The organism is Psychrobacter sp., from assembly GCF_018260395.1.
Lineage (GTDB): Bacteria > Pseudomonadota > Gammaproteobacteria > Pseudomonadales > Moraxellaceae > Psychrobacter.
Genome location: NZ_JAGLBC010000015.1, coordinates 18,243 through 30,527 on the forward strand (window position 1 = coordinate 18,243; position 12,285 = coordinate 30,527).

The following is a 12,285-nucleotide window of genomic DNA, read 5'->3' on the forward strand; positions in this document are numbered from 1 at the left end:
TAAACATTATCAGTTGAAATTATGGGAGCTGCAAACTAGACTATTTTAAAATTTGAAAGTCTGTTTCTAACTCTTTATTTTAAAAGACTCTTATTTATAAGTTCAAGGCTATTATAAGATTGTTAGTTTTAGAGTATTGATATGAAGTATTTACCATTTTGCATAGTGGTCTTCTGCTAATCCCATTATCCTGTCCAATACAATAATCTCACCAGTATATAACTTAATGTGACCAGAATAGTAACCAATCCATTGCTCAAAGATACTGGCTATCACTGCATAATTGTCAGTCTTTTTATATACTTCTATAGGGTTAAAGGTTAAATCAATTTCTATCATACTCCACCCTAAATTCTGATGAGTTATACTCCAAACTGCATATGCTTTACCACGATGTTCATTTCTATGAAACATGACTGGAGGTAGATAATAAATATTACCATCAAGCCAGCACGCATTTTCACTTACCCCAGTTTCATTTACACCCATAGATAAATTCAGCACAAACTGTCGTTGGTCATCAAGTTGACTATTGATACAGCACCAAAACCAGTTGGTTATATGGCGCATATAACCGAGTGTCCAGTCTAAGTTGGCACGAGTTGCCTCACTAAGTACCAGCTTATTAGAGGGAGAATTATTAGAGTTAGTTTTATTGGTTTTAAGATCAGTGGTTTTAAATTGAGTGTTTTTAAAATCATTGATGTTAGAATTATGGTTGTTAAAATTAAGGTTATTAGAATTATGGGAGTTAGAAAATTGCGAACGAGTTCCCATTGCTTTGGCATAGTGTTTGGAGCGTTCGTGAACTAGAAGCTCTCCTACTGTTTGTGCAAAGGGTTCTTTTTGGGTAAACGTCCAACCTCGTCTACCAGAAGGAGAACACATCGCTAAAGGTTGCCTAGACCGCTGTAAGTCAGCATTTATTGAAAAAAATTTGCTATTCAGTTTTAGACTTACCAGTTTGGGCGAAAAATACATTTTTACACAAAGGTTGTCATGCTCAAAAATCATTTCACCGTTTTGGTGATCGCCTTTAAAAACAGTATTAAGCGTAAAAGGTTGTAATGCTTCTACTATTTCAAAATTTTTTGACCGCTCATTATACATATAAACAAATGCGGTGGTTGCAAGCTTGATAGTAGCGATAGCTATACAGATACGATAAGGCGAGTGTACCATTTGAATAAATGCAAACTGATTGACTTTTAAATGCTTACGCCAACTTGCAATCGGTTTTTGTGAAATTAAATGGCTATGATAGTCCAAATAATTTACCTGCCCAACCTTAGCAAAAACGCCAAACTGAGGTTGACCTTGCTCAATTAATTGCTCAATTGACCTCAATTTATAGACCGAATTGCTATGTGTTTTGTTGTCTAATTCCTTGTTAATTTCGCTGTTTATACTGCTATCTTCCTTGTTAGACATGCTAAATCCCTATACTTTTTAATCCATATTCACCAACTCGATAGCAGCCTAATAGACCAAGTTTTAAAAGATACGACTGTCATCACGCTTTTTGGCAAATTTAGCTATCTTAGCTTCAATGTTTTTTGCAATATCAATATAAAAATGAGCGTAACTATCGCCTTGTCCTTCATTGGCAATTACACTAGGCTGACCTTTGTCAGCTTGGGCACGAATTTCACTAGCCAGTGGCAACTGACCCAATAGAGGCACTTGATATTCTGCGGCAATAGTCTGCCCACCACCTGCACCAAAGATAGCTTCTGTGTGGCCACAATTTGAACAGGTATGCAGCGCCATATTCTCCACCACTCCGATTACTGGAATGCCGGTTTTATTAAACATCTCAATACCTTTTTGTGCATCCATTAATGCAATATGCTGAGGGGTAGTCACAATGACAGCGCCTGTAACTGGAATACGCTGCGCCAAAGTAAGCTGAATATCGCCGGTACCCGGTGGCATATCAATTACTAAATAATCGAGCATCGGCCAGTTGGTCTGATTAAACAGCTGCATCAAGGCTCCGGTAGCTTTTGGACCACGCCATGCAACAGGTGTATTATCACCGTCTAATAAGCTGCCAATTGATAACATAGCTAAACCATGCGCCTCCACCGGGACAAATTGCTCATTCTCTAATTGGGGTTTGACTCTTTCGACACCCAGCATAGTAGGCATAGATGGCCCATAGATATCCGCATCTAACACGCCTACGCGATTACCTAGCTTTTGCAGTGCTAAGGCAATATTAACTGAGGTTGTTGATTTACCTACTCCGCCTTTGCCTGAAGCTACTACTAAAATATGCTTGATGCGTGGATGCGGCTGTAAGCTCGATTGAGTTGGCGCCCGTTTAGCTATAGGGGGTTCAACAGCTTCATCCGGCTTCATTGCAGCGGCGGCATCAATGGTTTTAGGTAGGGTTTTACTACTTCCCTTAGTAGAGCTAATGGGCATGTCAATGTTGTTTGAAACAGTATTGTCGTTAGAAATGATGTTGTTATTTGGCATAGTGTCGACTCCAGTCGCTTTAGGCAGCAAGGTAATATTTAAATTCACTTCTCCTATACCATAAGGTTTCAAACGTTGACCAAACTGTCTCTGCACTTCTTCTGGATCAGCACTTTTATCAAGTCGCAAGTCTAAAGTTACGACGTCCCCATGATGCTGAAACTTAATCACTTCGTTTCTATCCTGCCCCAAAGGATAATTGGTCATTACCTGTTTTACAATTTGTTCTAATTGTTGATCTTGCTGAATAATACCGCTTTTAACACTATTTTTATTTATGGTCTTTTTTATAAAATCAAACATTTTTGTCCCTTAGCAACGTAGTATCGCCAGTTCATGTAGCGCTTTTATGGTCAATAAATGACTCAACTTTTAACTGTTTAGGGTTCCAGTTTAGCGGAATATATACCTTAAAAAAACCACGATAACCTTAATGCTATTTTTAATATCATTATTTTGAACGTATCTAATCTAGTAATTTGAAAGACTTGCTGCAAGTAACCATGAATTCAGTGCCACCTAATCTTCAGGATTAAAATATACAAATATTGTCGCTCTCTTTGACAACTTCTTTAAAAGTCTGTCGCAAGCTGCTATTAGAATTAAATAATTTAACTTTAATTATAAGAATTTAATTATTAGAATTTAATAATAACTGAATAAAAAAATGAGCCAATAAATCTATTATTGGATCATAATTTAGGCTATAAACACTAACTTTAATTTGGATAGATTAAATCAAGGAAATTTTAATATGTCCAAATAAATTTTATTATTGGCTACAAACTTTGCTAGTATAAAAATATATGTGCTTTGATAAAACAAAGATATGATTTTTATCTTAGACTCGCCAATTTGCTTTTAGTTGCAGTTGTTTTAAGCAACTTAAGCAAACAACTTAAGCAATGCACTTATGCAAACAATATAATCAATGCATTTAAGCATTAAAAAGGACTAACTCATAAACCAACCATGACTGGCGACTATTGATTGACCTGTAAAGACATTGGTTGGAAATGCCGCTAAAAATAAGGCAAGTTGTGCTATATCTTCAGTTGAAGTAAATTCTTTATCAACAGTATTCACTAACATAATGTCATTAATCACTTCTTCTTCAGTTATGCCCTTTTCTGCTGCTTGTTCAGGTATTTGCTTTTCGACCAATGGCGTTTTTACAAATCCTGGACAAATAACATGCGAGCGTACATTGTATTGAGCACCTTCTTTTGCCAATACTCGGCATAATCCTAAAAGACCATGCTTAGCAGTAACATACGGTGCTTTATATAAGGAAGCTTCATGAGAATGCACAGAACCCATATAGATAACAGTACCTACTTTATCATTTTCGTACATATATTGCAGCGCAGCTTTGGTCGTCAAAAAAGCGCCATCTAAATGGATAGATTGCATTTTTTTCCAATCTTCAAAACTCAATTTATGAATAGGATTAATGATTTGAATTCCGGCGTTTGAAACCAAAATATCTATACTGCCAAAATGTTCAACTAGTAACTTAACCCCGTCATTTACCGCAGTTTCAGAAGATACATCCATCTCAATAGCCAACGCTTTACCACCATTAGATGTAATAGAATCAACCGCCTTTTGAGCCGCTTCTAATTTTAAATCTGCTATTCCAACCGCAGCACCAGCTTGAGCCAATGTTTCAGCAATTTTTTGGCCTATACCACTGGCAGCACCTGTTACTAATGCCACTTTTCCAGTTAAATCTTGATTTAAATGAGTCATTGCTAGATTACCTTGTCTTAGAGTGAGATGCTTGGCAGCTACCATTAACACTAAAGCAGCGGCTAAAAAATAGTGATAAATAAACAGATGTCTGTATAAAAGGTATCTGTCAAATAAGCTTACTTAGCAATTGTGACCGGAGTATTATCTTGAAGCGCTTCAAAGCTAACCCCATCTGCAAGTTCAACCAACTTTAATCCGTTGTCAGTAACATCTAATACTGCAAGTTCCGTTATAATTCTATGAACCACTTTCTCGCCAGTTAAAGGCAGCTCACATTGTTTAAGTATTTTAGGCTCGCCATGCTTATTGATCTGCTCCATAAGTACAATGACACGTTGCACGCCAGCCACTAAGTCCATGGCTCCGCCCATGCCTTTAACCATTTTTCCTGGAATCATCCAGTTGGCTAAATCGCCTTTTTCAGACACCTCCATAGCCCCTAAGATTGCTAGGTTGACATGACCACCACGGATCATGGCAAAAGACTCAGAGCTACCAAAAAAACTTGCGCCTGCCTTTGCAGTAACAGTTTGCTTACCTGCATTAATTAAATCTGGATCAACATTTTCTTCGGTAGGAAACTCGCCAATGCCTAATAAACCGTTTTCAGACTGAAGCCATACATTCATTCCTTCAGGAATATAGTTGGCCACCATAGTTGGCAATCCAATGCCTAAGTTCACATAAAAGCCATCTTGTAATTCTTGAGCAGCTCGTTGAGCCATTTGCTCTCTAGTCCATGCCATTTGAATACTCCTTATTGTCTTTTTTATCTTTGTTATCGATTATAGGATATAGGTTATTGGTTATTGCGTATTTATAATTGAGTATCGAGCCATCAAGGTCAGCAATAGCTGATTTATTTTTTAACTGTCATTTTTTCGATGCGTTTTTCGGGGCTATTATTGACAACCACCCTTTGCACAAAAATACCCGGTAGATGAATTTCATCTGCATCAAGCTCACCAATTTCAACTAACTCTTCAACTTCAGCGACGGTTATTCTACCAGCCATTGCACAGTCTGGATTAAAGTTACGAGCCGTTTTATTAAAGATTAAGTTGCCAGCTTTGTCTGCTTTTTGCGCTTTAATCAAAGCCACATCGGCCTTCAACGAATATTCTAAAATGTAAGTGCGACCGTCAAACTCGCGCGTCTCTTTTCCTTCTGCCACTTGCGTACCTACACCAGTCGCTGTATAAAAAGCTGGAATACCAGCACCGCCAGCTCTAAGTTTTTCGGCCAAAGTTCCTTGTGGCGTCAATTCGACTTCTAATTCACCGCCTAAAAACTGACGTTCAAACTCTTTATTTTCACCCACATAGGATGAAATCATTTTTTTGATTTGACGCGTATGTAATAATAAACCTAGACCGAAATCATCGACCCCAGCGTTGTTGCTAATACAGGTTAAGTCGGTAGCACCACTATCTCGAAGTGCTAAAATAAGAGCTTCTGGAATGCCACAAAGGCCAAATCCACCAATAGCTAAAGTTTGACCATCTTGGATTATGTCTTTTAAGGCAGATTCAGCGCTGTCGTATAGTTTTGATTGACTCATTATTCTTTCCTTGTTTGAATCTATAGTTATATTATGGTAAATATCCGAATTTTAGAACTTACAGTTAGTGCTACTGTTTGTCTTAAAACCAACATCTAATTTAACAAATGTTTGTTAAATTCTCACTTAAAAGTTATCTACCAACTCTATTACTTTAACATCCTATTATTAACTATTATTTCCCATATGCCTTTTATATTTTCAGGATATTTGTACTCAAAATGCTCTCTATCTGTATTATTTTATAAGCCTGAATAACTTATAAGCCCGATTAACTTATAAGCTCAACTAACTTGAACCTTTATAACATATTTACTTTGACAACTTGTTAACGCATGCTGGCTATTTTAGGTAGGTTAATTCCCATTTTTCTGTCATTTGCGTTATCATAGTCACACTTTTTTATATTGTGATTACTACCAAAATATTAATAAACTAGATAGGTGATTTTGTGCGTCAAATTCTTGTTACCAGTGCCCTTCCCTATGCCAATGGCAATATTCATTTGGGCCATCTTTTAGAGCATATACAAACTGATATCTGGGTCCGAGCTATGAAAGCTCAGGGTCATCAGGTAACTTATGTGTGTGCCGATGATGCCCATGGCACAAGCATTATGTTAAAAGCTCAAGAAAAAGGCATTACTCCACAACAGCTTATTTCAGAAGTTAAAAGCTCACATCAAGCTGATTTTGCTAAGTTTTTAATAAGCTATGATAACTATCACACCACTCACTCAGAAGAAAATAAAGAATTTTCTGAGCTCATTTACCGCCGTTTAAGTGCTGAAGGTCACATCTCAACCAAGGATGTTGAGCAGTTATTTGATCCAGAAAAAAGTTTATTTTTAGCAGACCGTTTCGTAAAAGGTGAATGCCCTGAATGTTCAGCGAAAGATCAATACGGTGATAATTGTGAGGTTTGTGGCACCACTTATAATGCCACAGAACTTATAAACCCATACTCAACCTTATCTGGTGCAACGCCTGTCTTAAAAACCTCGAAACACTACTTCTTTAATTTACCTGAATTTGAAGATTTTTTGAAACAATGGACCAAAGATAAAGATCGCCTGCAATCTTCTGTATCAAATAAGCTTCAAGAATGGTTTGAATCTGGGCTTGCTAGCTGGGATATATCACGCGATGGTCCTTATTTTGGATTCAAGATTCCAGATACGCCAGAAGGCGAACCTGATAAATACTTTTATGTGTGGCTAGATGCTCCTATTGGCTATATGGCCAGTTTTAAAAACCTATGCAAACAGCGTCAAGGTTCAACTGACCCCTTAAAACCAGAATTGAATTTTGATGACTATTGGTTGGAGCAAAATCAGCATAAAACTGAGCTATATCACTTTATTGGTAAAGATATTGTCTATTTCCATGCACTATTCTGGCCTGCCATGTTAGCTGGAGCAGAATATCGCACGCCAACCAGTGTTTTTGCTCATGGATTCTTGATGGTCAATGGCGAGAAAATGAGTAAATCGCGTGGTACATTTATTCAAGCCGAAACCTTTGCTAAGCATTTACACCCTGAATATCTACGCTATTATTTTGCGACCAAACTGTCAGATAAAGTAGAAGACATGAACTTGGACTTTGCAGATTTTATGCAAAAAGTAAACTCTGACATGGTAGGTAAAGTGGTCAACATTGCAAGCCGTAGTGCCGGCTTTATCGCTAAAAAATACGATGGGATGCTATCTGAAACTTGTGCTGAACCTGAACTGGTTAATGACATTGTTCGTACGGGTGAGGAGATCGCTACTGCTTACGAAAATCGTGAGTTTAGTCGTGCTATGCGCTTAATTATGCAATGTGCAGATAAAGCCAATGAATATATCGATAGCAAAAAACCTTGGTCAATGGCTAAAGAAGAAGGCAAAGAACAAGAAGTTCAACAGGTATGCACTGTCGCCATCAATATTTTCCGTCAATTGATGGTATATTTGGCGCCCGTATTACCAGAGCTTACTGACAACGCAAAAGCCTTCCTTAATCTTGATAACTTAAGCTTTGCAAGTCGTCATGACTTATTGTTGGGTCATCAAATCAATAAGTTCAAACCGTTAATGCAGCGTATTGAACAATCTCAAATTGATGCGATGATTGAAGACTCTAAGCAAGACTTAGAGACAACACCAACATCTTCAGTAGCTACTGTAACCAACGATATTAAATCCTCGTCAAATAACACTCATGATACTGCCGCTAATGATTATATAGAGTTTGATGATTTTGCTAAAGTTGAGATGACTGTGGCCCTAGTGCTTAACTGTAAATATGTTGAAGGGGCGGATAAACTACTTCAATTCACATTAGACATTGGTAAAGTACAGCCGATTAACGTATTTAGCGGTATTCGCAAGTTCTACCAACCAGACCAGTTAGTGAATAAAAAGGTTATCTGTGTGACCAATCTTGCACCACGTAAAATGAAGTTTGGGATTTCAGAAGGCATGATTTTATCCTCTGGAGATCCTAAAACTAGTTTAGTAGTGGTCACAGTACCAGATGACTGTAAAGTAGGTGACAAGCTAGCTTAGTAAATAGCGTATGTTAAGTACTGCTTGTTTTTAATTGCAATCGCTTAGGTTCTGAAATTTTAGTCATATGAAAGCCGATATTAAAGTTATCTATTATTAGTTTCATCGGCTTTTAGTTTTATAAGTTTTACTTATCACAGTCGCTTTTAAACTGAAGCTAAAGCATTTTGGCTTCTTTTTTTATTTCCTAGTTGTGTTACATTATTGTAATATAGTCTTACACTGTTTAATTTTAATAGGTTATCAATGCAAATACAGTCAAACTCATCCTTATTATCGTCGTCTGCTAAGAGGACTAGTGCTAGTAATAGTGCCTTTCATTCAACTTTAAAAACTAAAAAGGTTTGGCATAGATTAATGGTCGTGACCTTTGGGATTAGTTTGGCAACATTAAGCGGCTGTACTGATAAGCCTTCAGCCGAAACCACCGATACGAGTAAGGCGACTGGGACAACAGCGACCCAATCAGCCAAAACCATAGCCATAACTCAAATAGTAGAACATCCTTCCTTGGACGAAATTCGCCGTGGTATTATTGAAGAGCTGGCCGCCAATAACTATGTTGAAGGTAAAAATTTAACCATTAATTTTCAAAGTGCACAGGGCAATACTGCAACTGCGGGACAAATTGCTAAGCAATTTGCTGGAGATATGCCAGATGCCATTATTGCAATTTCTACCCCATCTGCACAAACCATTGCTGCAGCTACCACTACAGTTCCCATTATCTATACTGCTATCTCAGACCCTATAGCCGCTAAGTTACTCACTACCAATAACGTTCCTACCCAAGCCAATATGACTGGTCTATCTAGCCAATTGCCTATTGAACCTCCTTTAGATTTAATTCAAAAGATTGTGCCTAATGCAAAAACTATTGGTTATGTCTATAGTCCAGGAGAGGCGAACTCAGTTGCTGTGTTAAAACAATTACAAGCAGCCGCTCCTGCCCGTGGTTTGAAAATCTTAGAAGTGCCAGCCAATCGCCCTACTGATGTGGCTATGGCAACTCGCAGCCTACAAGGTCGTGCTGATGTAATTTACACTTCATTAGACAATAACGTCATTAGCGCCTTTGAAGCTATGGCTGGCGCTGCCAATGAGATGAAAATTCCAGTTATTACTTCTGATGAATTCAGTGTTCGCCGTGGTGCTACCGCTGCACTTGGGGTTAATGATTATGACTTTGGGCGGGTAACTGGAAAGATGGTATACCGAGTGCTAAATGGGGAAGCGATCGTTAATATTAAACCCGAAGTTATGAATAAACTGACCTTATATGTCAGTCCAAAACATGCCAAACAGCAAGGCATTACCTTGGATTCTTCTGTTATAGCCGAGGGCATTAATGTTGATGAAACAAAGCCTAGCACTGAGTCTAAATAAGAACCCTACCCTAATTGTCTTATGAATATAAGTTTATAAGAAAGTCTTTCCTTATAGGAGATTTATCCATGTACAACAAAAATCGTTTTATCAAAACCCTTATGTGGGGTGGCGTGGCAGCAGCAGTTCTAACAGGTTGTAATAACAACACTAGCGATACTACCAAAGCTACAGACGGTAATGCAGAAACGCCGGCTGCAACTGAAGTTAAACAAGTGGCGATTACAGCCATTGTTGAGCACCCAGCTTTAGATGCCGTACGTCAAGGTGTCATAGAAGAGCTTGCTGCTTCAGGTTACGAAGATGGTAAAAATCTTAAGATTAATTTTCAAAGTGCGCAAGGCAATACGGCAACTGCAGGTCAAATTGCCAAGCAGTTCATGGGTGATAATCCCGATGTTATCGTAGCCATCGCTACGCCTTCAGCTCAATCAGTTGCTGCTGCAACCAATTCAATTCCTATTGTCTTTTCTGCTGTGACTGATCCAGTAGAAGCCAAACTTTTAAAAAGTATGGACGGCTCCGGTACTAATGTGACTGGAACTTCTGATGCGCTTCCTTACGAGCCACAAATCGATTTGATGAAGCAGATCATACCCAATCTCAAAAATGTAGGTTATGTATATAGCCCAGGCGAAGTTAACTCAACAATAGTGTTGAAAAACTTAGAAGATAAACTAAAACCGATGGGTATTACAGTTTATTCTGCACCTGCTCAGAAGAGCAATGATATTGCTATGGCGGCACGCAGTATTGCAGATAAGGTAGATGTGATTTACACTTCTACCGACAATAATGTCGTATCCGCTTATGAATCTTTATATCAAGTGGCTAAAGAAAGTAAAGTGCCTTTAATTGCATCAGATACCGACTCAGTAAAACGTGGGGCTGTGGCAGCAATGGGTGTGAACTATCATGACTTAGGTCGTGAAACTGGTAAAATTGTGGTTAAAATCTTAAAAGGTGAAAAACCAGGCTCTATCCCAGTTTATACCGCAAAAACTTTAGATTTATACGTCAGTAAGAGTAACGCTGCTGAACAAGGGATTGTATTGCCTCAATCAATTCTCGATAAAGCTAAAGAAGTTGCTAAATAGAGTTTTAAATTCTTAATAAATTAGTTGAATACTAAAAGAATTTAGATGGATAATAAATAGCTTGTAATCCCTTGGGCATATGATAAATGTCATATGCCTTTTTATTCGATGAATTTATTTCCTTAATTTATTTCCTTAATTTATTAGCATAGATTCTAAATATTGGTTTTTCATATGGTTTATTAACGTAGTATCGTTGCTAAGATGCTTAGTTGCCCAGTTGGTTAGATGCTTAATTGCTTAGATGCCCAGTTGGTTAGTTGGTTAGCTTAGCTTTTTAATTAGTTTTTCCTAAATATATATGCTAAGACAATTTACGAATTACGATTGCCCTAAAATTTAATGGAGTTTACTAAATGTTTAATACAAATGGATTTGTAAGAATGATTATGTGGGGTGGATTAGCCACAGCTATCTTAACAGGCTGTAACCAGCCCGCCTCAAACTCTGCTGATAATGTTAAAGACGATAAAACTGCCTCTACTGATATTAAACAAGTTTCTATTACTGCTATAGTTGAACATCCTGCATTAGATGATGTGCGTAAAGGAATAATATTAGAGTTGAAAGATCAGGGGTTTGAAGAAGGTAAAAACTTAGAGCTTAGATTTCAAAGCGCACAAGGTAGTCCAGCTACTGCTGGCCAGATATCCAAACAATATGTAGGTGAAAACCCTGATGTAATTGTCGCCATATCTACGCCATCGGCGCAGTCTATTGTATCGGCCACTAATACCATACCTGTAGTTTTTAGTGCCGTTACTGACCCTGTAACTGCAAAATTGGTACCTAACCTTGGCGCATCAGGTACTAATGTTACCGGAGCTACCAATGCTATGCCTTATGAGCCTCAAATCGATCTTATGAAAGAGGCTATTCCAAACTTAAAAAATGTTGGTTATGTCTATAGCCCAGGTGAAGTTAATTCAACCGTTATTCTAAAAAACCTAAAAGAACGTTTGGCACCGATGGGCATTACTATTCATGATGCACCGGCGCAGCGTAGTAATGAGATACACCAAGCTGCATTAAGCTTGGCAAATAAAGTCGATATGATCTATGTATCTAATGATAATGGCGTCGTCTCAGCCTTTGAATCACTGGCACAAGTTGCATCTGAAAACAAAATTCCTATCATTGCTCAAGATACAGATTCGGTTAAACGAGGTGCAGCAGTAGCATTAGGCGTTAACTATCTTGATTTAGGTCGTGAAACAGGTAAAATCGTTAGTCGTATTTTAAAGGGTGAAAAGCCCGGCAGTATTCCAATATATCGGCCTCAAAATTTAAGCTTATTTGTAAGTCCAAATCATGCCGCCGAACAAGGATTTAAGTTGCCTCAATCTGTTATCGATAAAGCTGATAAAGTGATTGAATAGCTTTGGTTTCATGCTGGATTGCATTCAATTAAAAGTTGTATTTAAGTGTGAACGTGAACGTTTTATTTTATT

9 protein-coding genes are annotated in these 12,285 nt (G+C 37.9%); 4 read left to right on the forward strand and 5 right to left on the reverse strand.

Annotated features, from left to right (window positions below; translation table 11 throughout):
- Nucleotides 1-150: 150 nt before the first annotated feature.
- The 5 genes from QZ265_RS02535 to QZ265_RS02555 all read right to left on the reverse strand — a co-directional run bounded on the left by QZ265_RS02535 (nucleotide 151) and on the right by QZ265_RS02555 (nucleotide 5,800).
- The gene (locus tag QZ265_RS02535; protein ID WP_296403086.1) at nucleotides 151-1,431 is read right to left on the reverse strand and encodes a DUF2804 family protein; all 1,281 of its coding nucleotides are present in this window, start codon (nucleotides 1,429-1,431) and stop codon (nucleotides 151-153) included.
- A gap of 63 nt (nucleotides 1,432-1,494) precedes the next feature.
- Nucleotides 1,495-2,787 (reverse strand): iron-sulfur cluster carrier protein ApbC, encoded by a 1,293-nt coding sequence (gene apbC, locus QZ265_RS02540; protein WP_296403087.1) that lies wholly within the window; start codon nucleotides 2,785-2,787, stop codon nucleotides 1,495-1,497.
- Nucleotides 2,788-3,438: 651 nt separating this feature from the next.
- Nucleotides 3,439-4,236, reverse strand: a complete 798-nt coding sequence (locus tag QZ265_RS02545; protein WP_296403090.1) for a 3-hydroxybutyrate dehydrogenase — start codon at nucleotides 4,234-4,236, stop codon at nucleotides 3,439-3,441.
- 119 nt (nucleotides 4,237-4,355) lie between these two features.
- Nucleotides 4,356-4,985 carry a CoA transferase subunit B gene (locus tag QZ265_RS02550; RefSeq protein WP_296403092.1) on the reverse strand — a complete coding sequence of 210 codons (630 nt, stop codon included), beginning with the start codon at nucleotides 4,983-4,985 and terminating at the stop codon, nucleotides 4,356-4,358.
- 113 nt (nucleotides 4,986-5,098) lie between these two features.
- A complete protein-coding gene (locus QZ265_RS02555; RefSeq protein ID WP_296403094.1) occupies nucleotides 5,099-5,800 on the reverse strand; it encodes a CoA transferase subunit A in 702 nt (233 codons plus the stop codon).
- Between the two features lie 451 nt (nucleotides 5,801-6,251).
- On the opposite strand from QZ265_RS02555, the gene metG reads away from it, so the two are divergent.
- The 4 genes from metG to QZ265_RS02575 all read left to right on the forward strand — a co-directional run bounded on the left by metG (nucleotide 6,252) and on the right by QZ265_RS02575 (nucleotide 12,213).
- Complete coding sequence (gene metG, locus QZ265_RS02560; RefSeq protein WP_296403096.1) at nucleotides 6,252-8,351, forward strand: methionine--tRNA ligase; 2,100 nt, start codon at nucleotides 6,252-6,254, stop codon at nucleotides 8,349-8,351.
- A gap of 357 nt (nucleotides 8,352-8,708) precedes the next feature.
- Entirely contained in the window at nucleotides 8,709-9,737 is a 1,029-nt protein-coding gene (locus tag QZ265_RS02565) for an ABC transporter substrate-binding protein (RefSeq protein ID WP_296403098.1), read from the forward strand.
- 68 nt (nucleotides 9,738-9,805) lie between these two features.
- Complete coding sequence (locus QZ265_RS02570; RefSeq protein WP_296403100.1) at nucleotides 9,806-10,834, forward strand: ABC transporter substrate-binding protein; 1,029 nt, start codon at nucleotides 9,806-9,808, stop codon at nucleotides 10,832-10,834.
- A 356-nt stretch (nucleotides 10,835-11,190) separates the two neighbouring features.
- Nucleotides 11,191-12,213, forward strand: a complete 1,023-nt coding sequence (locus tag QZ265_RS02575; protein WP_296403102.1) for an ABC transporter substrate-binding protein — start codon at nucleotides 11,191-11,193, stop codon at nucleotides 12,211-12,213.
- The last annotated feature ends 72 nt before the right edge of the window (nucleotides 12,214-12,285 follow it).